This window comes from Flavobacterium sp. YO12 (assembly GCF_004119495.1).
Classification (GTDB): domain Bacteria; phylum Bacteroidota; class Bacteroidia; order Flavobacteriales; family Flavobacteriaceae; genus Flavobacterium.
This window is the reverse complement of sequence record NZ_NRQU01000065.1, coordinates 1-23,854: the sequence shown is the minus strand read 5'-3', so window position 1 is coordinate 23,854 and position 23,854 is coordinate 1. Positions and strand designations below refer to the sequence as shown.

Sequence of the window (23,854 nt, the reverse complement as noted above, 5' to 3'; positions counted from 1 at the left end):
TAGTAATATTCGTAGTTCGTTTAGTATTGAATTTTTTTATGTTGAAATTTCTAAAACTTAGTTTCTAGGTGATTTTTTTCTTTCCGATTTTGCACCTACTCTCGACATAGCACATCTAAATCCGATGTAATCTGTTGCCATATCTTGAGGGAAATATCTTCTTTGAGCTGGATCTAACCAATATGCTCTATCTCTCCAAGAACCTCCTTTGTAAACTCTAACTTTATCATCAATTAAAGTAGTACGCTTACTAGAGTTATCATATTTTCTAATCATTTTACCTAAACTATCCGTTGTTACGTTATGTTTAGGAGAATTGTACATTGCTTGATCAGCTTTTGATCCTGATTCAGAATCTCCAAAGTCAAAATATCTTGAAGATTGTTTATCACCATCTCTGTAATTGATATTATTACTTGTACTGAAGTTTTGTCTTAAATATGTTTCTTGCTCATCAACTGGAACCTGAGCGATTTCTCCTGGAAGATTTCTCGCTATTACTTTTCCATTGCTTAATGTGTCATATTTAATAGTAGCAGTTGTAACGATTTCAACTTTACCATCTTTACCAATTTTGTTTTTAGCATATTGATTTCCTCTATAGTAGTTAAAATCATTTGCTTCATTATCAATAATTGGTCTGTAAACATCGGCAACCCATTCTGCAACGTTTCCTGCCATATCATATAAACCGAAATCGTTTGGAGCATAACTTTTTACAGAGTTTGTAATATCTGCACCGTCATCAGACCAACCTGCAATTCCACCGTAATCACCGTTTCCTTGTTTAAAGTTAGCTAACTGATCACCTCTATTTTTACGTTTCGCTGAACGAGTGTAATCACCAGACCAAGGATATTTCTTTTGTCCTTTGTAAATGTTATATTCTCTTTGTCCAACATCTGCAGCTGCAGCATATTCCCACTCAGCTTCAGTAGGAAGTCTGTATTCTGGTAAAATAATACCAGAAGAACGTTGTGCGTATACATTTTTCTCTTCAGGAACTACGCCGTCTTTTCCAGCTTTTGGTCGTTTTCCGTTTGGATTTTTCTTGATAACAATTTCTTCGCTTCCACCACGTGAAGTACTAGGAGACATTAAATATCCTTCAGTATTAAATGCATTTTCAGCAGTTACATCACTAGTTTTAGCTCCTTTTTGAAGGTAACCATTTTTCTCTAAAACAGCTTCGTTTACACGGTCAGTTCTCCATTTACTAAATTCAACAGCTTGAATCCAGTTTACACCAACTACTGGGTAGTTTGCATAAGATGGGTGTCTTAAATAGTTATTTGTCATCGTTTCGTTATACCCCAAACGATTTCTCCATACTAAAGTATCAGGTGAAGCTCCTTCGTAAATATTCTTGTAATTTTCTTCTGTTGGAGGGAAAACTTTTTTCAACCACTCAAGGTATTCTAAGTACATACCATTTGTAACTTCAGTTTCATCCATATAGAAAGACTGAACGTGTTGCTGAGTAGGTGTGTTATTCCAATCATGCATAACATCATCTTGTACTTTACCCATAGTAAATGTACCTCCTTCAACAAAAACTAAACCAGGTCCTGCCTGTTGTTTTTTTCCTGCATTTCTAGCAGCAGTTCCATTCTGACTATCTACATCCCAGCCAGTTGCTCTCGAAGCGTGAGTGGAACTCGATTTTTTGCTACAACTAGCCGTGCCCAACATCAATACCATTGACATCATTAATTGCAAGACTACAATTTTGTTTACTTTCATACTCATTCTTAGGTGATAAATTTAGGTGCTGCAATATAATAATTAACATTTAATTAGCAACATCCGTTCTAATAATTTTATTTAGCTGTTTTTTACCAGAAAATAACCTATAGTTACGAACGCAAAAATATACTTTTTATTATTTACTGTAACATGAAATACTATATTTTTACCTACTAATTTTATTTTAATTAAATTTTGCTTTTTCAGATAATGAAACAGTTTCTAATAGTATACTTTCTGTTGCTTCCAATTCTCTCATTCTCTCAGTTAAACGGGAGCCTGACACTTGATTGGCAGACCAAAAAGGAGATGAATTACGGTGACTTTAAAACCATAATTCCGTACTTTTCAGGAAATACTTTTCGTTACGACATTACTAAAAAAACTTAACGTTCCTGCTCAACCTAAATCAGTCAAACATTTCAAATAATTCTTCTGTACAAATTACAAATACCATTTACGAACCAATTTCAAGAACCGATTTAGGCGACTTAAACCCTGAAAACATCCCAGATAAACTCAATGAATCATTAAAAAGCACAAATGCTAGAGACACAAAACAAAACTTTCTGTTTCTATACCCTATTATAAAGGAAGGAAATAATTTCAAACGTCTGCGATCATTTTCTTATTTTATCACAAATACTGCTTCAAAAAACAGCAGCTCTACAGCTTTTCAAAAATCAAACGCGATTACAAATTCAGTACTCGCTTCGGGTGACTGGTATCGTTTTTATATTGAAAAATCAGGGATTTACAAAATTTCAAAATCCTTTTTGCAAAGCTTAGGTTTTGATCCCGGAAAAGAAGATCCGAAAAGGATAAAAATCTATGGTAATGGCGGACAAATGCTCCCTTTATCAAACAACATGTATTACCCCGAAGATCTAACAGAAAATGCAATCCAAGTTATTGGAGAAAACGACGGCATTTTCAACAATGAAGATTACATTCTTTTCTATGCAGAAGGCACTGAGAACTGGAGTGCTGAAAGCCAAACAAATTTAAATTTGTACGATACAAAATCATACTATTATATCACCAGCTCTGGAGGAGAGGGCAAAAGAATTCCAAATGCAAGTCAGCCATCAGGAATCAGCACTTTAGAACTCAATACGTTTGATGACTATCAATTTCACGAAGTAGACCAAACCAATCTTGTTCATTTAGGAAGGCAATGGCTTGGAGAAGCATTTGACATCAATCAAGAACAGGAGTTTTCTTTTAACTTTCCAAACATTGACACATCATCTCCAGTAAAAATTGAACTAAACGCAGCCTCGGCAGCCTTTACTCCTACTTCTTTTATTATTTCTGCAAATGGTCAAAACATTGAAACTATAAACTTCAGCAGCCTTTCGACAAGTTCCGAAATCAAATACCTAACACAAAAACTACCTGCAAACACAACATTTTCTGGCACAGAAAACATAAAAATAAAACTTACTTATAATAACAATGGTGTACCGGGTTCAAAAGGCTTTCTTGACTACATTAATTTAACAGCAAAAAGAAAACTTATTGGCACAAACAAACAATTCAAGTTTCAATATAACGCTGCCGGCTCAACGACTGGAATTGTAAATTACACTATTGGAAACGCTTCGACAATTTCTCAAATTTGGGATATCACAGACCTATATAATGTATCGAAATTTGAAAACCCAAATCAAGCTGTTTTCAGCTTCAAAGCAAACCTTGGAGAAGTTAGAAAATATATTGCACTTGATGCCGCAGATTACTACACTCCTTTAAAAGAAAATCAGTCTAAAATTGCTAATCAAAACTTAAAAGGAACACTTTTTAGAAACAATCAAAACAGTTTTCAAGACATTGATTACGTAATTATAACCCCAAAATCATTAACTACACAGGCAGAAAAATTAGCCATTTTTCATCGCACTAATTCAAACTTAAATGCAAAAGTTATTACGCTTGAAAATATCTATCAGGAATTTTCATCAGGCAAGCAAGACATTACAGCAATTAGAAACTGCATTAAATACATCTACAACAACGCGTCATCTCCCGAAAAAAGAATAAAATACGTAAACCTATTTGGCGATGCTTCTTATGATTACAAAAATAGAATTCCAAACAACACCAATATTGTACCTATTTATCAATCATCAATAAGCAATACAACTGGCGAGGCATCATTTGCCTCTGATGATTTTTATGGCTTAATGGATTCCAACGAAGGAATTGTCGGCTATCCGTTTGGAGGAATTGACATTGCAGTTGGCAGAATGTTAGTTTCCGATAATGTTCAAGCACAAGAAATGGTCAACAAGGTACTTGAATATCACGACACAAAATCTTACGGAAACTGGAGAAACAACTTCGTTTTAATAAGCGATGATTCCGACCAAAGTTCTGATGCTTCTTTACAAACTCGCCAAAATAATTTAGCAGATGTAATTGCTGCAGAAAAACCTTTTTTCAATATCGACAAAATCATTTTAGATTCTTACACACAAGAAGCTTCTGCCGGCGGATCGCGCTATCCAAAAGCTAGAACTGATTTTTTTAATGCTTTTGAAAAAGGAGCTTTAGTTTTTAATTATCTAGGTCACGGAGGAGAAGATGGCTTGGCAAGCGAGCGAATCTGGGAAAAGTCAGACGGACAAAACCTAAACAATCAATACAAATACCCGCTTTTTATTACAATAACCTGTGAATTTTCAAGATTTGATGACCCAACAAGACCAACCGCAGGCGAGTATACTTTCTGGAACCCAAAAGGCGGAGCTATTTCAATGCTGACAACCACGCGAGCGATAGGTCAATTTAATGCCGAAAATTTCAACGACAATTTAAGCAAAAACCTTCTTTCCTACAGCTCCAATCAATATAATAGCATTGCCGAATCGCTGCGAATTTCAAAAAACGAAAACCCAAGCGCTTCCAGCAATGTTATTGTCTATATAGGCGATCCTGCATTAATGCTCGCTATCCCAAAACCCAAAATTAATTTAACCAAAGTAAATGATATTGCGATTTCACAGCCAATTCCTGATTTTAAATCATTAGCAAAAATCAAAATCACAGGTGAAGTAACAGACGAAAACAATATTGTTTTAAACAATTATAATGGAGAACTTTCAACTGCCATTTTTGACAAAATGATTACAGCCTCAACTTTAAACAATGATGGATATAGTCCTGCAATTTCATTCAAAACTCTTGGAGAAACCATATTTAGAGGAAATGCATCTGTAACTAACGGTCAATTTGAATTTAGTTTTGTTGTACCTAGAGATATTAGAATACCTGTTGACAATGGTCGAATTAGTTTTTATTCAAAGAAAAATCAAGCACTCGAAAACCAAACCGGCAGTACAACCATCATTAAAATTGGAGGTATAAACGAAAATGCACCACAAGACAATATAAGTCCAAAAGTTAAGTTATATATGAACGATGAGACTTTTGTATCTGGCGGAATTACAAACGATTCACCCTTTCTTTTAGCGTTCCTAGAAGACGAAAATGGCATCAACACTGCCGGCGGAATTGGTCACGATATAATTGCCATTTTGGATGGAGATGTAAGCAATCAATATATTCTGAATGATTACTACCAAACAAAATTAGACGACTATACAAACGGAAATCTACGTTTTCCTTTGCGAAATTTAGCTCCGGGTCTGCACACAATTAGTTTCACCGCCTGGGATGTTTACAACAATCCTGTAACAAGTGAAATACAGTTTATAGTTGTTGGCGACGATGCATTAACATTAACACACGTTCTTAATTACCCTAATCCTTTTTCAACTTATACTCAATTCTGGTTTTCTCACAACAGACCTTATGAGCCGTTGGATGTTCAGGTTCAGGTAATGACAATAACAGGAAAAGTAGTTTGGACAAAAAACCAAATTATTACTACAGAAGGCTTTTTATCTAGAGAAATATCATGGGATGGTAAAGATGATTTTGGCGATCGAATTGGAAAAGGAGTTTACATTTATAAACTTACCGTTCGATCTAATTTAACAAATAAAAAAGCAGAAAAATACGAAAAACTTGTAATTCTATAATAATATATATATTTGTAACATAAATACCTTTATCCCCACAAATGAAAAAAATATCGTTTTTATTAATTTCTTTATTAATTATTTCATTCGCAAAAGCCCAAAATATTGAACGCCCCATTACAACAGGAGTACCCTTTTTATTAGTCGCTGCAGATGCGAGAGCTGCCGGTCTTGCTGATCAAGGTGTTGCTACTTCTTCAGATGTTTTTTCTCAACAATGGAATCCCGCTAAATATGCTTTTTCAGAAGACGCACAAGGTTTCTCAATCAGCTACACACCTTATTTAACAGATTTAGCCAATGATATTTCACTTGGACAATTAACTTATTACAATAAAATTAATGAGCGAAGTGCTTTTGCAGGAAGTCTTAGATATTTTGGTTTTGGAGGAATTGAACTAAGAGAAACTGGAGATCCAAGCGAACCTACCAGAGAAGTAAGTCCAAATGAACTTGCATTAGACGGTTCTTACTCATTAAAATTAAGCGAAAAATTCTCGATGGCAGTTGCTGCTCGTTTTATCAGCTCAAACCTAAAAATCCCATCTGGAGAAGTTGATGCTTCTGCTGCAAGATCATTTGCTGTAGATATCGCAGGTTTTTATCAATCAGAAGAAATTGCATACCATGATTTTAACGGAAGATGGAGAGCAGGTTTTAATGTTCAAAATTTAGGTCAAAAAATAAGCTATGACAACGACGATTTAAGCTCAAACTTTTTGCCTGCAAATTTAAGAGTCGGTGGTGGATTTGATTTTATTTTTGATGATTATAACAAATTAGCAGTTTCTGTAGAGTTGACAAAACTTTTAGTTCCTACACCTCCTGGGCCAGGAACACCTGTAGACACAAATGGCGACGGTGATTTTACAGATCCCGAAGACATCTCGCAAGAAAAAGCAAATTCTATAAACTATAAAAACTACAAAGACACAGGCTGGGTTTCAGGAATATTCAAATCATTTGGAGATGCACCAGGAGGCTTCAGCGAAGAGATAAAAGAAATAACCTACAGCGTTGCTGCAGAATATATGTATCAAGATGCCTTTGCTATGCGTTTAGGTTATTATCATGAAAGCCCAATGAAAGGAGCAAAACAGTTCTTTTCTCTAGGAGCAGGATTTAAATACAACATCATGAAAGTTGACGTGTCTTATTTATTCTCATCATCAAATGTTAAAAATCCTTTAGAAAATACACTTCGCTTTTCTTTAACCTTTAACTTTGGAGACAAATACGAAGTATATTAAAAAAATCAAATAAAAAGCAATCACAAATCCAAATTTCTAAAAACTTAGAAATTTGGATTTTTTTTCCCATAAAAAGAAATGAAAGAAATTAGCATTACATCATCATTTACAGTTTATGAATCTATAAAAGAAGTTTCAGCAGAAATTCAGGATTTAATGACACAGGCAGTAGAAATTCGCAAAAAAGCATACGCACCCTATTCTCAATTTAGAGTTGGAGCCGCTTTACTTTTAGACAACGGAAAAATAGTTTTGGGTTCAAACCAAGAAAATGCTGCCTATCCTTCAGGATTATGTGCCGAAAGAGTTGCTATTTTTCATGCAGGAAGTATTTATCCAGAAGCCAAAATTTTAAAAATAGCTATTACAGCAGCTTCAGACACCAATCAAACCAAAGCACCGATTCCGCCTTGCGGATCATGCCGACAATCTATTGCAGAATACGAAATCAAACAAGACACCCCTATTGAAATCTATTTTATGGGCGAAATTGGCGAAGTTTACAAATCAGCATCCCTAAAAAATTTACTCCCTTTTATGTTTGATAAAAAGTTCTTGTAAAAAAAAGCCAAAAAGTGCCTTTTAAATTTTACTTCTTAATAGGAATGTCTTATTTTTGCATCCCGACCTTTCGGGCGCAAATTTGTGGGAGGAAACTATTTTGCGTTATAGGCAACAATTGATAACACAAACAAACTTTAGCAAAAGAAAGAATTCAGATGAAAGAAGTTACAAAAGAAGTATATTTAAAGTGGTACGAAGACATGCTGCTTTGGAGAAAGTTTGAAGACAAACTTGCAGCATTATACATTCAACAAAAAGTTAGAGGTTTTTTACACCTATATAATGGTCAAGAAGCTGTATTAGCAGGTGCATTGCACGCTATGGACTTGACTAAAGACAAAATGATTACTGCATACAGAAACCACGTTCAGCCAATTGGTATGGGAGTTGATCCTAGAAACGTAATGGCAGAACTTTTAGGAAAAGCAACAGGTACCTCTAAAGGCATGGGAGGTTCTATGCACATTTTCTCTAAAGAGCACCGTTTTTACGGAGGACACGGAATTGTAGGTGGACAAATTCCTGTAGGAGCTGGTTTAGCTTTTGCAGATAAATATTTCAACACTGGCGGTGTTACCATGACTTACTTTGGTGATGGAGCTGCTAGACAAGGTTCATTACACGAAGCTTTCAACATGGCTATGCTATGGAAATTACCAGTTGTATTTATCGTTGAAAACAACGGTTATGCAATGGGAACTTCTGTTGAAAGAACTGCAAACCATACTGACATCTGGAAACTTGGTTTAGGTTACGAAATGCCATGCGGACCTGTTGACGGAATGAATCCTGTAAAAGTTGCTGAAGCAATGACTGAAGCAATTGACAGAGCTCGTCGTGGAGACGGACCAACTTTCCTTGAAATGAAAACGTACCGTTACAGAGGACACTCTATGTCTGATGCACAATTATACCGTTCTAAAGAAGAGGTTGAAGAGTACAAAAAAATCGACCCAATTACACAAGTTCTTGATGTAATCTTGGATCAAAAATATGCTACTGAAGAAGAAATCGAAGTAATTGACCAAAGAGTTAAAGACTTGGTTGAAGAGTGTCAGAAATTTGCTGAAGAATCTCCATACCCAGATTTACAACAATTATACGACGTAGTGTACGCACAAGAAGACTATCCATTTACACCTCATAAACTATAACATCATGGCGATTAAAGTAACTATGCCTCGTTTGAGCGATACTATGACGGAAGGAACGGTAGCAACTTGGCTTAAAAAAGTAGGCGACAAAATCAGCGAAGGAGATATCCTTGCTGAAATTGAAACAGACAAAGCAACAATGGAGTTCGAATCTTTTAACGAAGGAACTCTTTTACATATCGGAATTCAAGCTGGAGAAACTGCTCCTGTTGATTCATTATTAGCAATCATTGGTAACGAAGGAGAAGATATTTCTGCTCTTTTAGCTGGTGGTGACGCTCCTGCTGCCGAAGCTCCAAAAGCAGATGCTCCTGCTGCTGAAGCAAAAACTGAAACTGCTCCTGCAAAAGCTGCAACTGAATTACCAAAAGGTGTTATCGTTGTAACTATGCCTCGCTTGAGCGACACTATGACTGAAGGTACAGTAGCAACTTGGTTGAAAAAAGTTGGTGATGCTGTAGCGGAAGGTGATATTTTAGCAGAAATTGAAACAGACAAAGCTACTATGGAGTTTGAGTCTTTCAATGCTGGAACATTATTATACATCGGAATTCAAGAAGGAAACACTGCTCCTGTTGACAGCTTACTAGCGATCATTGGACCTGCAGGAACTGATATTTCTGGAATTGCTGACAATTATACTGCTGGAGGCGCTGCAACTGCAAGTGCACCTGCAGCAGAAGAAACAAAAGCTGCTCCTGCTGCTGCTCAAGCAACAGAAACTGTTGCTGAAACTTCAAACGGAGGAAGAATTTTAGCTTCACCTTTAGCTAAGAAAATTGCTTCTGACAAAGGAATTCAATTAAGCCAAGTTAAAGGATCTGGAGAAAATGGACGTATCGTAAAAAGCGATATCGAAAACTTTACTCCATCTGCACAAGCACAACCTGCTGCTTCAGCACCAGCTGCTAAACAAGAAGCATCTGCTCCTGCTGCACCAAAAGTATTTGTACCCGCTGGAGAAGTTTACACAGAAGAGATCAAAAACTCTCAAATGCGTAAAATTATTGCAAAACGTCTTGCAGAATCTTTATTTACAGCTCCTCACTACAACTTAGTGATCGAAGTAAGCATGGACGAAGCAATGGGTGCAAGAGCAACTATCAATACTGTTCCTGATACAAAAGTATCTTTCAACGATATGGTAATTAAAGCTTGTGCTTTAGCATTGAAAAAACACCCAAAAATCAACTCTCAGTGGAAAGAAGATGCTATCATCATCAACCACCACGTAAATATTGGTGTAGCTGTAGCTGTTGAAGACGGATTAGTAGTTCCTGTATTAAGATTTACTGACGCTATGAGTTTATCTCAAATTGGTGCTTCAGTAAGAGATCTTGCAGGAAGAGCAAAAAACAAAAAACTTGGACCACAAGAAATGGAAGGAAGTACTTTTACAGTATCTAACCTTGGAATGTTTGGTATTACTGAATTCAATTCAATTATCAACCAACCAAACTCTGCTATCCTTTCTGTAGGTGCAATTGTTGAGAAACCAGTAGTTAAAAACGGTCAAATCGTAGTTGGAAACACAATGATGTTATCATTAGCTTGTGACCACAGAACAATTGACGGTGCAACTGGCGCTCAGTTCTTACAAACATTAAAACAATACATCGAAAGCCCAGTTACAATGTTGGCATAATTTCAATGTTTACCCTGAGCCAAGTCGAAGGTTATATTTAATAAAATCCCGTTTTGTTTATTCAAAACGGGATTTTTTGTTTAATTTTCGCCCACAAATTCAATACTTGATAAAATGAAAAAACTAATCCTTGTAACTTTATTCCTAGCAGCAATTGCCTGTCAGAAAAAAGAGCAGACAGAAAAATCAGCAGTCGTTACAGACGAACACAGCTATTCTAAACCAGAACTTGCTGTAGTTAAACATCTAGATCTTGACATAAAAGTTGATTTTGATACACAGACTATTTCTGGAAAAGCATCTTGGCTAATTGACAACATCAGCAAAGGAAATGAAATTATATTCGATGAAAACACCTTAAACATTACAAAAGTAACTTTAGGTGATGACGAAAAAGAAACAAAATTTGAACTTGGAAAGGATACTGAATTTCACGGAAAACCACTTCATATCAAAATAGAACCAAATACAACAAAAGTAAACATCTACTACAACACCACTAAAGATGCAGTAGCTTTACAATGGTTAAAACCAGAACAAACGGCTGACAAAAAGAAACCTTTTCTTTTCTCCCAAGGAGAGAGTGTTTGGTCACGTACTTGGATACCTTGTCAGGATTCACCAGGAATTCGTTTTACTTATAATGCAAAAGTTACAGTTCCTAAAGATTTACTAGCCATAATGAGCGCCGTAAATCCGCAGAAGAAAAATGACACCGGAGTTTACACATTTAAACAAGACAAAGCAATTCCATCTTATTTAATGGCAATTGCAGTTGGTGATATTGAATTTCAATCTATCGACAATAGAACCGGAGTTTATGCAGAACCTTCAATGCTGAAAAAATCGGCTTGGGAATTTGCTGAGCTTGGAAAAATGGTTGTTGCAGCCGAAAAACTTTATGGACCTTACCGTTGGGGACGTTACGATGTTTTGGTTTTACCGCCAAGTTTCCCTTACGGCGGAATGGAAAATCCAAACTTGACATTCTTAACTCCAGGAGTTATTGCAGAAGATCGTTCATTAACCAGCTTACTAGCACACGAATTAGGTCACAGCTGGAGCGGAAATCTAGTTACAAACGCTACTTGGGATGATATTTGGTTAAACGAAGGTTTTACTACTTATGTTGAACATCGAATTGGCGAAGCAATATTTGGTCAAAAAGAATTTGAAATGCAAAACGTTATTATTCGTAAAGAATTAATTGATAATGTAGCTGAATATGGCGACACAAATCCCGATACTAGATTAAAAGTAAGCCTTACAGGAAGAAACCCTGATGAAGGAATCAGCATGATTCCATACGTAAAAGGGTATGCCTTTTTGAGAGTAATTGAAAACGCTGTAGGCCGTGAAAAATTCGATGTTTTTATCAAAAATTATTTTGATGCGCACGCTTTCAAATCGATCACTACTGATGATTTTATCAAATATTTTAACGAGAATCTTATTAAAGGAGACAAAGCTCTTGCTGATAAAATAAAATTAGACGACTGGATTTTCAAACCTGGAATTCCATCAAACATAACACCTGTAAGCTCTCCTGATTTTGATGCTATAGATAAAATCCAAAAAAGCTGGAGAGAAACCGGCGTAAAAGGATTAAGCCAAAAAATCACAACAACTACAGAAAAACAACATTTTATAGATCATCTTCCAACAGATATTACATCAAAAGAAATGGAAGAACTTGACAAGGAATTCAACTTTACAAAAGGCGGAAATTTCATCATCAAACGTCAATGGTTTGTTCAGGCAATTCGCCATCAATATAAAGCAGCTAATCCTGCAATAGAACAATTTTTAATTGGAAGCAGCAGAACTGGATCTGTAATGATGCTTTATAAAGAAATGGTAAAAACACCAGAAGGAAAAGTTTGGGCAAATCAAATTTTTGACAAAGCAAAATCAGGTTATCACGCTACAACTATTCAAGATATCAAAGGCACTTTAAAATAGTTTTCAGCCTATATTAAAACTCAAAAATCCCAATTACAATTGTAATTGGGATTTTTTTCTTTAAAACTAATGTTTAGTTTTTATTCTTAGCCTCTATCCATTTCGACATGTACATTGTACTTCTGTACGCATGATGCTGCAATAAATTCCCCATAAAATTATGCAGACGATGCTCATCAGAATTCATCAATAAAGAATTTACCTTCATCATTAATTCATCAGCATAATCATCCTTTTGATAACATTTGTTTATTATCTCAATACCATTTTTTTGAGATTGTTTCCAAAGATTTTCTTCTTGATAAAGGACAATCGCTTTTTTTGCAAATTCCTGCGGATCATCCACTATAAATCCATTCCAGTTTAAAGCTCCGCTCATTGCTTCTGCACCAATAGTTGTAGTTACACTCGGAGTTCCGCATTGCATCGCTTCCAACAACTTTCCTTTTAAACCAGCTCCAAAACGAATTGGCGCCAAAACTACTCTTGATTTTTTTACAACCTCATTAGCATCTACCACTCTTCCCATAATAAAAAACCATTCTTAGGCTGATGCAATTGCAATACTTTCTGTGACGGATAAGCTCCATAAACTTCCAAAACTGCTTCTGGAAAATCCTTTTTTATCAAGGGCCAAATTGATTCTTTTAAGTATTGAACCGTATTCCAATTTGGCTCATGCAGAAAATTCCCGATAAAAACAAAATGCTTTCGATCTTCAAAAGAAGGTAATTCTGCCAAACTTTCTTGGCTCATTTCATCAACTAAAAACGGCAGATAAAACAACAAACTTGAACTAATTTTAAAAACATCTTTTAAAAGATCCATTTCAAACTGTGAGATCATCAAAGAAAAATCACATCTTAAGATACTAGCTATTTCGCGTTTTGCAACTTCTTCAGACAACAAATCAGTAAGCTGAAAAATTCTATTTTCTTTAAATGCCTTTTGCCTTGCCGTTCTTAAACAATGTAAATCTTCTGTATCTAACAATCGAATTGCATTAGGACAGTTTTCTGTTACGCGCCAGCCAAACTGCTCTTCAATCATAAAACGATCAAACAAAACTACATCTGGATTTAATTCAATTATAAAATCATCAAAAGTTGAACTATTTAATTCGATACTTTTTTTCTCGACACCAAAGTCAGACAAGTCAACCATAAATTCGCTGTCTAAAGCAGGACTGGCAAATGTAATTTGATATCCGTTTGCGATAAAAACAGAAATCAACTGCATCATCCTCCCTCCTGCTGCAGAAGAATTTGGCTCAGGCCAGACAAATCCAATTATTAAAAGTTTTTTTATCTGATTCATCATTTTTTTTTCAACTTACAAAATAATGCTTTTTTGAGCGTATTTGAACGATATTTGCTGACTTTTCGTCATAAAAAACACTAATTTTGCAAGAACTAAAAATGCAAGGAAATTATGTTGGGATTAAAATTAGCTACAGACCCGCGCTGGGTAAATATTGTGGAGTCGAATATTGAAGAAATTTTGACAGATCACGCCTGGTGCGAACAAAAAGCCGCTTCGAATGCAATAAGTATCGTTACTTATAATTCTGAATTAGAAGAACTGGTAACCGAAATGCTTATTATTGCACGCGAAGAGCTGGAACATCTACAGATGGTTCACGACGTAATAAAAAAACGCGGACTTACTTTAGGACGCGAGCGAAAAGACCACTATGTAAATGAGCTGTTTAAATTCATGAAAAAAGACGGCAGCAGACGCGATGCACTCTGCGATCGTTTATTATTTTCAGCCATGATTGAAGCCCGAAGCTGTGAACGTTTTAAAGTTCTTTCAGAAAATATTAAAGATGAAGAATTAGCCAAATTTTATCGCGATTTAATGATTTCTGAAGCTGGGCATTATACTACTTTTTTAGGATTTGCAAGAAAATACCAAGACAATATTGACATCGATAAACGATGGAAAGAATGGATTGAATATGAAGGCTCTATTATTACCAATTATGGTAAAAAAGAAACTGTACACGGATAAATTACATCTTTTTTTGACATTATTATTTTACTAAACACCACAAATTACTATGCAAAAAAGTAAATCCAGATCGATCGTATTTAAAATTGCCAAGTATTTAGGGATAACTTTCGCTGTTATTTTAGGAATGTTATTTTTAACACCTATTGTTTTTGAAGATCAAATTAAGGATCAAATCAAAAAGATTGCCAACGAAAGACTAAGCGCCGAACTCAATTATTCTGATGTTTCGGTTTCGTTTTTTCGTCATTTCCCATCTCTTACATTAACCCTAGACAATTTAAGTCTTAACGGTTCAGTTCCATATAAAAACGAAAAATTCATTACCGCCAAAGAAGTTTCTTTTGGAATAAATGTTGCCAGTTTAATTTTTAGTAAATCTGTCAAAATTGATCAGATTTACCTATCGGATTCCTTTATAAATGTAAAAGTAAACCCAAGCGGAGAGGCAAATTACAACATTTACAAATCTCAAGCCGCAGCCACAGAAGATAAAGACAGTACAGAAACTGCCTTGAAATTGGAAAGAATTGAAATCTTAAACAGTAAGATTATTTACGACGATCAATCAACAAAGATTCACTTCGATGCTTTTGGATTCAATTACTTAGGAAAAGGAGATTTAAATAAAGCTGTTTTTGATTTATACTCCAAAGCCAAAATTGAAAAATTAAATATCGTTTATGAAAATGAGCCATATTTAATGAATAAAAAAGTCAATGCTGATTTAATTACAAAAGTCAATATTAACTCCTTATCGTTTTTCTTTCAACAAAATAACTTAAAAATAAACCAGCTTTTAATTGATTTTAAAGGGAAATTTGATTTCTTAAAAGACGGCTACAATATGGATTTTGTAATAAAATCCGACAACAGCGATTTGCACGATGTTTTCACTGCTTTTCCTCCTAAATACATTACTTGGTTATCGAAAACCGAAATAAAAGGAAACACTAACCTGCTCCTAACTTTAAAAGGAGATTATATTGCATCAAAAAATATAGCTCCTGATTTAAATCTTGACCTAAAAATAGACAGCGGATTTGTAAATTACAACAAAAGTCCTTTTCCTGTTTCAAATTTAAACTTAAATGTAAAAACAAAAGTTCCATCTTTGAATCCTGATCTCTTAACTGTTGATGCAAAGAATTTATCGCTAAACATGAACAAAGATTATTTGAAATCTAAGTTTTATGTAGAAGGCATAAAAACTCCCGAAATCAATGCTGATTTTAAGTCTAAAATTGATCTTGAAAAGCTGACAAAAGCACTTGGAATTCCAAAAATAGAATTAAAGGGAGCTTTAACGAGTGATGTAAAAGCAAATGGTAAATTTGATTTAAAAAACAAAATTCTGCCTGTTACCAACGGAACTATTGATTTGGAAAACGGATATTTAAAAACACCTTATTATCCAAATCCAATTACCAATATTACGATAAAATCTAAAATCGACAATCCGAAAGGAACTTTTGGAGACTTAAAAATTAAACTAAAACCAGCTCAATTTACCTTTGAAGGAAAACCTGTTTTTGTTGAAGCAGACTTAAGCAATTTTGACGATTTAGCCTATGATATTAAAGCAAACGGCGAACTTGATGTGAACAAAATATATAAAGTTTTCTCGCAAGAAGGTCTTGATCTTGACGGTTTCGTAAAAGCTGATGTTGTCTTAAAAGGAAAACAAAGCGATGCAGAAAAAGGAAATTACAGCAAACTATACAACAAAGGAACACTGGAGCTTAGAAACATTGGAATCACATCAGAATACCTGCCTAAAAAATTCATTATTAAAGAAGGAATTTTCAAAATCAATCAGGACAAAATGTCTTTCAACAACTTTTTGGCAGCTTATGGCCAATCTGATTTTAAAATGAATGGATATTTGCAAAATGTTTTTAACTATGCAACGACCAAAACAGGGGTTTTAAAAGGTAAATTTAAAGCCACTTCGCGATACATTAATGTTGATGAATTCATGTCGAATACAAGCGCAGAAACTTCTGTAACACAAAATTCATCTCCAAAAACAGAAACAAAACAAGCAGAAAACACACAAACTGGAGTTATAATAATTCCAACAAATTTGAATTTGCAATTTAGCGCCGTTGCTCAGAAAGTAAGTTTTGACAAACTTAAACTTCAAAATGCAGTTGGTAATTTAAGCATGAACAAAGGAAAATTATCAATGCAGAATACCGGCTTTAATCTAATTGGCTGTAATGTTTCTATGAATGCAAATTATCAAGCTGTGACGCCTCAAAAAGCCAATTTTGATTACGCTATAAAAGCAGCTGATTTTGATATTAAAAGAGCTTATAATGAAATTGAGGTTTTTAGAAAAATGGCAAGTGCCGCTGAGAAAGCCCAAGGTATTGTGTCTTTAGATTATCAACTAAAAGGGCGTTTAAATGGCAAAATGGAACCTGTTTACCCATCACTTTCTGGAGGCGGAATTCTTTCCGTTAAAGACGTAAAAGTAAGAGGGCTAAAAATGTTCACCGCTGTAAGCAAGGAAACAAGTACAGAAGCCATTAAAAATCCTGATCTTTCTAAAGTCGATATTAAGACCACGATTAAAAATAATATCATGACCATTGAACGCTTTAAATTTAAATTTGCCGGCTTCAGACCAAGAATTGAAGGCACAACAAGTTTAGACGGAAAACTGAATTTAAAAATGCGTCTAGGCTTGCCTCCGCTTGGAATATTCGGGATTCCACTTACAGTTACAGGAACTCAAGATAATCCAAAAATAAAAGTTGGAAGAAAATCTCAAGATTTAGAAGAAACTAAAGATACGGAATAAGTAAAATTGAATTTTAAGTTCTTTAAAACCTAAATTCACAAATCTTATTAACCATAAACCTTTGAAAAAGTACAAAACTTTATCAAAGGTTTTTTTTATAACTTTAGCAAAGTTATACCCTTTTAAATTATGGCCGTTCCAGCAAACAAAGAAGAGTTGCAAAACGCAATCAAAATCAATTACAATAAGCTTAAAAAAGAATTATTAAGCATTCCTCAGGAGTTAACTACAGCTCCAAACTTAGAAGGACACATGAAAAATACTACTATAAGCATCAATAATCTAATTTCGTATTTAAATGGATGGGGAGAACTAGTACTAAAGTGGAACACGAAGAAAGAACGGAATGAAATTGTAGATTTTCCCGAAACAGGGTATAAATGGAATGAACTTGGAAAACTGGCACAAAAATTCTATAACGATTATGAAAAGGATGATTTTAATACTTTATGTACTGAACTAGATGAAATCACAGGTAGAATTCTTTTCTTAATTGAACAAAAAACAAATACAGAATTATACGAAACTGCTTGGTATGAAAAATGGACATTAGGTAGAATGATACAGTTTAATACTTCTTCTCCTTATAACAATGCCAGAGCAAGAATTCGAAAGTGGAAAAAAGAAAACAACATCAAATAAGACATTGGCAATAAAATGCATAAAACAAAAAACCCGATCTTTTCAGAACGGGTTTTTTATAAATAGTAATCTAATGATTATGCTTCGAATGGAAGGATAGATACATAAGATTTATTATCTTTTTTCTTTTGGAACTTAACAACTCCAGCTACTCTTGCGTGTAGTGTATGATCTTTACTAATGTAAACGTTTTCACCTGGATTATGTTTTGAACCTCTTTGTCTAACGATGATGTTTCCAGCAATAGCAGCTTGACCACCAAAAATCTTAACGCCTAGACGTTTTGATTCTGATTCTCTACCATTCTTCGAACTACCGACACCTTTCTTGTGAGCCATGACGTATGAGTTTAAATATTGTTATTATTCTTTAGTAGTCTCTTTTTTTGCTTTTGGAGCTGCTGCTTTTTTAGCTTTTGGAGCTTCTTCAGTAGCTGGAGCATCTTCTGCTACAACTGCTTTCTTAGCTGCTGCTTTTTTAGTTCCTCCTGCTGCAGTAATACCTTCAATTACAATTTGTGTAAGATATTGTCTGTGACCATTTCTTTTTTTGTATCCTTTTCTTCTTTTCTTTTTGAAAACGATAACTTTATCACCTTTTAAGTGTTGTAACACTTTAGCTTCTACTGAAGCACCTTCTATAGCTGGGGCGCCTAAAGTTACATTTCCGTTATCATCTAATAAAAGAACTTTGTCAAAAGAAACTTTTGAACCTTCTTCGTTAGCTAAACGGTGAACATAAACCTTTAAGTCTTTGCTTACTTTAAATTGTTGCCCTGCTATCTCTACGATTGCATACATACCAAATTGATTTATTGATTTTTAAGGTTGCAAATATACAACTATTAATTTACTGTGCAATTCCTAATTCTAAAAATATTTAAATTACCCTAAAGTCTCTTTTTCAAGCACTTCAACTGCTGTTTAAAATCTTAAACAGATGTAAAATACTGTTAAATTAATCATGTCTCGCTTAAAATTTAAAAAAAGTACGCAAAAAAAACTATTTTTGATGTAACTATAATTAATTCAGGACTACCTATTATATAGGTAAATAAAAATTATTAATCCCTATGAAAAATTCAATAATGATGTTAAGTGCTGCACTAATGCTTGGCGGAGTTGCTCATGCTCAAAAAGTAGTTTTTGAAGAATACAATTTAGACAATGGCATGCATGTAATTTTGCACAATGATCCCTCTGCTCCTGTTGTCATCACTTCTGTAATGTACCATGTTGGTTCAAAAGACGAGCGCCCAGATCGTACTGGTTTTGCACATTTCTTTGAACATTTATTATTTGAAGGAACTCAAAATATCAAACGCGGTGAATGGATGAAAATCGTTACTGCAAATGGCGGTGTTAACAATGCCAACACTTCGGACGATAGAACCTATTATTACGAAGTATTTCCGTCAAACAGTTTAGAATTGGGTTTATGGATGGAGTCAGAACGTTTAATGCATCCAATTATCAATAAAATTGGCGTTGAAACGCAGAATGAAGTTGTTAAGGAAGAAAAAAGAATGCGTTATGACAACCAGCCGTATGGGAACATCTTACCTGAGGTTAAAAAAAACATGTTCAAAAACCACCCTTACCGCTGGACTACAATTGGCTCTATGAAAGATCTAGATGCCGCAACTCTTGAAGAATTCCAAGCTTTTAATAAAAAATTCTATACTCCTAATAACGCTGTTTTAGTAGTAGCTGGAGATTTTGATAAAGCCAAAACTAAAGAATGGATTCAAAAATATTTCGCTCCAATTCCAAGAGGGGAAGAGGTAAAAAAACAAACTTTTGTCGAAGAACCAATTACCAAAACGATAAAAGCGACTTACGAAGATCCAAACATTCAAATTCCTATGATTGTTGCTTCATACAGAACGCCATCTATGAAAACGAGAGATGCTAGGGTTTTAGATTTAATTTCTTCATATCTAAGCGACGGAAAAAGTTCTAAGCTTTACAAAAAAATAGTTGACGACAAAAAAATGGCACTTCAAATTGGAGCCGTTGGTTTTAGTCAGGAAGATTATGGAACATATATTTTATATGGTCTACCAATGGCACCGCATACAACTGCAGATGTTTTAAAAGAAATGGACGAAGAGATTGTAAAAATTCAAACTGATCTGATTTCTGAGAAAGATTACGAAAAACTACAAAACAAATTCGACAACAATTTTGTAAACGCAAATGCAACTGTTGAAGGAATTGCTGAAAATCTAGCTTCATATTACTTACTTTATGGAGATGTAAACCTGATTAATACTGAAATTGATCTTTACCACTCTATCACAAGAGAAGAAATTAGAGAAGTTGCCAAAAAGTATTTAAACCCAAATCAGCGTTTAATTTTAGATTACATCCCTTCAACTAAAGTTCAAAATTAAGAGCCTCGAATCATGAAAAAAATACATACAGTTTTAATCCTTTTATTCCTAACTGGAATTATGCAAGCACAAGATCGTCCACAACCAAAACCAGGAAATCCGCCTGTAGTCAACATCAAAAAACCGCAAACTTTTGTTTTGGCAAACGGAATGAAAGTTTTGATAGTTGAAAATCATAAATTACCTAGAGTAAGCTTCAATCTTACGCTGGACAACGCACCTTTTGCCGAAGGAAACAAAAAAGGCGTTGACGAGTTAACCAGCAGTTTGATTGGTAACGGAACCAAAAAAACTACAAAAGAAAGTTTTAATGAAGAAATAGATTTTTATGGCGCCAACATTAATTTCTCTTCATCAGGAGCTTATGCCAGTTCACTTTCTAAATATTCAGGACGAGTTCTTGAACTTTTAGCAGAAGGAGCTTTACAACCTAATTTTACTCAAGCTGAATTTGATAAGGAAAAAGCAAAACTACTAGAAGGTCTTAAAGCTGACGAGAAAAGTGTTCCTGCAATTGCTAATCGTGTAGTTGACGTTTTGGCTTTTGGAAAAAACCATCCTTCTGGAGAATATTTATCTGAACAAACAGTGAAAAACGTAACACTTGCTGATGTTCAAGCGAATTACAACACCTATTTTGTTCCAGAAAATGCTTATTTGGTAATTATTGGAGATATTAAATTTAAAGAAACAAAAGCCGCAGTCGAAAAACTTTTTAACGGTTGGAAAAAACAAGCTGCTCCAAAAAACACTTATCCAAACCCAGAGAATGTTTCTAAACTTCAAATTGATTTTGTAGATGTACCAAATGCCGTTCAATCTGAAATTTCATTGGTAAATACTGTAAATTTAAAAATGAGCGATCCTGATTTTTTCCCTGCCGCAATTGCAAATCAAATTCTGGGAGGTGATTTCAACAGTTATTTAAATATGAATTTACGTGAGAAGCACGCTTGGACTTACGGCGCGAGCTCAAGTATTGGAAGCGGAAAATATGTAACTAAATTCAAAGCTTCATCTGCTGTTAGAAACACCGTTACAGACAGCGCAGTTGTTCAATTTATAAAAGAAATAAAAAGAATCAGAACCGAAAAAGTTTCTGAAGATGTTCTTAAAAATGTAAAAGCCGGATACATTGGCCGTTTTGTAATGCAGGTAGAAAAACCGCAAGCCGTAGCGCGATATGCTCTAAACATCGAAACAGAAAAGCTTCCTGCTGATTTCTACGAAAAATACATCCAAACGATTAATAATGTCACTGCTGATGATATTTACCGTGTAGCAAATAAATATTTCCTAGTGGATAATATGAGAATTGTAATTGCTGGAAAAGGTTCTGATGTAATTGCAGGCTTAGAAAAACTTCAAATTCCTATTTATTATTTTGACAAATATGGAAATCCAGTTGAGAAACCAGCAACAAAAAAAGAGGTTCCAACTGGAATCACTGCTAAAACTGTTTTCGAAAATTACATTAAAGCAATTGGCGGAGAAAAAGCAGTAACAGCTGTTAAAACACTTTATATGAACGGAACCACAACAGTTCCGCAAGCTCCATCTCCACTTACTTTTACTTCAAAATTAGATTCAAAAGGAAAAATGATGGTGTCTCTTGCAATGGGACCAATGAATTTAATGAAACAAGTTGTAAACGACAAAGGCGCTTATATCGAACAACAAGGAAAACGTAAAAATCTTGAAGGAAACGATCTTGCTGAAATGAAAGCCAATGCAGCTCCTTTTGAAGAATTACAGCTGATTAAAAGAGCAGATTTGAAAGTTGAAGGCATTGAGCCAATTAACGGAAGTGATGCTTACGCAATCAAAGATGGTAAAACGACTTACTTCTATGATGTGAAATCAGGATTAAAAACAGCAGAAGCTAAAACTCGTGAACAAGACGGAAAATCGAATACACAAATAACAAACTTTAACGACTACAAAGAGGTAAAAGGTGTAAAAGTTCCTTTTAACTTAATACAAAATGTAGGCTTTGAGTTAGACATAAAAATGTCTGATATCAAGATCAATGAAGGTGTTTCTGATGCAGATTTTCTTTAGAAAGGTTCTGAGCCACTAAGTCGCTAAGGCTCTAAGATTTTTTCAAAGGTTCGTCAAAGTTTTAAACTTTGACGAACCTTTTCTTTTACTTTTTTGTCAGGCTGAGCGGAGCCGAAGCCCCGTTCCTATTGGCATGTCTTTCAACTTCTTTCAGGACTACATTCGTCAAAAACAATCTCTTATTTCTTAGCAGACAAATAAACCCCAATCAAAATAATAAATGCTCCAAAAAACTGAACCGGAGTCAGCATTTCATTATCTAATAAGCCCCAGAAAAAAGCAACTATAGGGATTAGATACGTCACTGATGTCGCAAAGACAGGTGATGACATTTGAATTAATTTAAAAAATAAAACATTTGCAACTCCTGTTCCTAAAACTCCTAAAATCATCACAAACAATATTGAATGCTGCGTGATGTCAATATTTATCTTTTCAGAAATATCTGTTGTACTTAAGATAATTAATGCAGGCAGAAGCAAGACCGTAAAATTTCCCGTTGTGATACTGACCGAATTTAAATCTGATAGATACTTTTTGATTAAATTGACATTTACTGCATAACAAATAGTTGCTAATACTACTAAAATTACGTAATAATAATTTTGTCCAGGGTGCGACGAAGCTCCGCTTAAAACCAACAACAAACACCCAATTAATCCAACAAAAACACCTAAAACCTGACGTTTCTGAAATTGAATTCCGAAAATAACTATTCCTAAAACTAATGTATTTAAAGGCGTTAAAGAGTTTAAAATTGCTACTATCGAACTATCAACTTCGGTTTCGGCAATTGCAAAAAGATATGCTGGAGTAAAAGTTCCAAAAAATGCAGTTATGGCAACAAATTTCCACTGGTGGCGTGAAATTTTTTTCAAACTCTTAAACCCGATAATCAATAAAAACAGAGCTGCAAAAATTATTCGGAATGAACCTACCTGAACTGCGGTTAAGCCAACCAAACCTCTTTTAATTAAAATAAAAGAACTTCCCCAGATTAAAGAAAGCACCAGCAAATAACCCCATTTCAACTGTTTTGTATCCATAAATAGTATTTTACTGCAAATTTGTAATTATTTTACGAACTAACCTCTTGGTTTTTATTAATTTTGCAACATACATATTAAACATTTTAAAATCATATATAATGAAATTTACAAAAACTATAGCTGTTATAGCAATTGCAAGTTTAGCATTTGTAAGCTGCAAAAAAGAAGAAGATAAAAGCTTAAGCTTAATTAAGGCTCAAGCCGAAAAAGAGGCTCCAAAAGAACACAAAGCAATAGCGGCTGAGAATGTACAAACTGCAAGTTTTGAAATCGAAGGAATGACTTGCGCTATGGGATGTGCAAAAACAATCGAGAAAGAATTATCTAATTTAGAAGGAGTAGAAAAAGCTGCTGTTGATTTTGACAAAAAAACGGCAACTGTTACTTTTGACAAAACTGTTCAAAATCAAGAAAACTTAACAAAAGTTGTTCAAGAAACTGGTGACGGAAAAACATACAAAGTTTTAAATTTCAAATCTTAAATTTAAAACTTTGCAAATAAAAAAACGGNGCTGTGT

General features: G+C 34.5%; 15 protein-coding genes and 2 pseudogenes. 12 read left to right on the top strand and 5 right to left on the bottom strand.

All coding sequences use genetic code 11. The features are described from left to right. Positions 1-57: 57 nt before the first annotated feature. On the bottom strand, positions 58-1,743 hold the full coding sequence (gene gldJ, locus BOW55_RS17350) for a gliding motility lipoprotein GldJ (RefSeq protein WP_089052633.1): 1,686 nt from the start codon (positions 1,741-1,743) through the stop codon (positions 58-60). Between the two features lie 213 nt (positions 1,744-1,956). Here gldJ and porU point away from each other — a divergent pair. From porU to BOW55_RS17320, 6 genes and pseudogenes are all read left to right on the top strand, one after another. Further along, positions 1,957-5,792, top strand: a pseudogene (gene porU / locus BOW55_RS17345) (type IX secretion system sortase PorU). Between the two features lie 41 nt (positions 5,793-5,833). Further along, a complete protein-coding gene (gene porV / locus BOW55_RS17340; RefSeq protein WP_129025316.1) occupies positions 5,834-7,042 on the top strand; it encodes a type IX secretion system outer membrane channel protein PorV in 1,209 nt (402 codons plus the stop codon). 78 nt (positions 7,043-7,120) lie between these two features. After that, positions 7,121-7,603 (top strand): cytidine deaminase, encoded by a 483-nt coding sequence (cdd, locus tag BOW55_RS17335; RefSeq protein ID WP_129025314.1) that lies wholly within the window; start codon positions 7,121-7,123, stop codon positions 7,601-7,603. 158 nt (positions 7,604-7,761) lie between these two features. Further along, positions 7,762-8,760, top strand: coding sequence for a pyruvate dehydrogenase (acetyl-transferring) E1 component subunit alpha (pdhA, locus tag BOW55_RS17330; RefSeq protein WP_089052629.1), 999 nt, complete (start codon positions 7,762-7,764; stop codon positions 8,758-8,760). A gap of 4 nt (positions 8,761-8,764) precedes the next feature. Then, on the top strand, positions 8,765-10,405 hold the full coding sequence (locus BOW55_RS17325; protein WP_129025312.1) for a pyruvate dehydrogenase complex dihydrolipoamide acetyltransferase: 1,641 nt from the start codon (positions 8,765-8,767) through the stop codon (positions 10,403-10,405). A gap of 114 nt (positions 10,406-10,519) precedes the next feature. Next, entirely contained in the window at positions 10,520-12,367 is a 1,848-nt protein-coding gene (locus BOW55_RS17320; protein WP_129025310.1) for a hydrolase/aminopeptidase, read from the top strand. Positions 12,368-12,440: 73 nt separating this feature from the next. Here BOW55_RS17320 and BOW55_RS17315 read toward each other — a convergent pair. Further along, positions 12,441-13,684, bottom strand: a pseudogene (locus tag BOW55_RS17315) (glycosyltransferase). 114 nt (positions 13,685-13,798) lie between these two features. Here BOW55_RS17315 and BOW55_RS17310 point away from each other — a divergent pair. From BOW55_RS17310 to BOW55_RS17300, 3 genes are all read left to right on the top strand, one after another. Continuing rightward, positions 13,799-14,380, top strand: coding sequence for a tRNA-(ms[2]io[6]A)-hydroxylase (locus BOW55_RS17310; protein WP_089057510.1), 582 nt, complete (start codon positions 13,799-13,801; stop codon positions 14,378-14,380). 49 nt (positions 14,381-14,429) lie between these two features. Continuing rightward, complete coding sequence (locus BOW55_RS17305) at positions 14,430-17,189, top strand: AsmA-like C-terminal region-containing protein (protein WP_129025308.1); 2,760 nt, start codon at positions 14,430-14,432, stop codon at positions 17,187-17,189. 129 nt (positions 17,190-17,318) lie between these two features. Beyond that, on the top strand, positions 17,319-17,831 hold the full coding sequence (locus tag BOW55_RS17300) for a ClbS/DfsB family four-helix bundle protein (RefSeq protein WP_129025306.1): 513 nt from the start codon (positions 17,319-17,321) through the stop codon (positions 17,829-17,831). A 77-nt stretch (positions 17,832-17,908) separates the two neighbouring features. Here BOW55_RS17300 and rpmA read toward each other — a convergent pair whose 3' ends face one another. Further along, the gene (rpmA, locus tag BOW55_RS17295; protein WP_017497241.1) at positions 17,909-18,169 is read right to left on the bottom strand and encodes a 50S ribosomal protein L27; all 261 of its coding nucleotides are present in this window, start codon (positions 18,167-18,169) and stop codon (positions 17,909-17,911) included. A 24-nt stretch (positions 18,170-18,193) separates the two neighbouring features. Then, positions 18,194-18,631: a 50S ribosomal protein L21 gene (gene rplU, locus BOW55_RS17290; protein WP_129025304.1), complete on the bottom strand. Its 438-nt coding sequence runs from the start codon at positions 18,629-18,631 to the stop codon at positions 18,194-18,196. 272 nt (positions 18,632-18,903) lie between these two features. On the opposite strand from rplU, the gene BOW55_RS17285 reads away from it, so the two are divergent. Both BOW55_RS17285 and BOW55_RS17280 read left to right on the top strand, forming a co-directional pair. After that, positions 18,904-20,226, top strand: a complete 1,323-nt coding sequence (locus BOW55_RS17285) for a pitrilysin family protein (protein WP_129025302.1) — start codon at positions 18,904-18,906, stop codon at positions 20,224-20,226. Positions 20,227-20,238: 12 nt separating this feature from the next. Beyond that, positions 20,239-22,287, top strand: a complete 2,049-nt coding sequence (locus BOW55_RS17280) for a pitrilysin family protein (RefSeq protein WP_206733618.1) — start codon at positions 20,239-20,241, stop codon at positions 22,285-22,287. 179 nt (positions 22,288-22,466) lie between these two features. On the opposite strand, the gene BOW55_RS17275 is transcribed toward BOW55_RS17280, so the two are convergent. Beyond that, positions 22,467-23,333 carry a DMT family transporter gene (locus BOW55_RS17275; RefSeq protein ID WP_129025300.1) on the bottom strand — a complete coding sequence of 289 codons (867 nt, stop codon included), beginning with the start codon at positions 23,331-23,333 and terminating at the stop codon, positions 22,467-22,469. A gap of 101 nt (positions 23,334-23,434) precedes the next feature. Between BOW55_RS17275 and BOW55_RS17270 the strand changes: the two genes are divergently transcribed. Then, positions 23,435-23,818, top strand: coding sequence for a heavy-metal-associated domain-containing protein (locus BOW55_RS17270; protein WP_089052620.1), 384 nt, complete (start codon positions 23,435-23,437; stop codon positions 23,816-23,818). Positions 23,819-23,854: the final 36 nt, after the last annotated feature.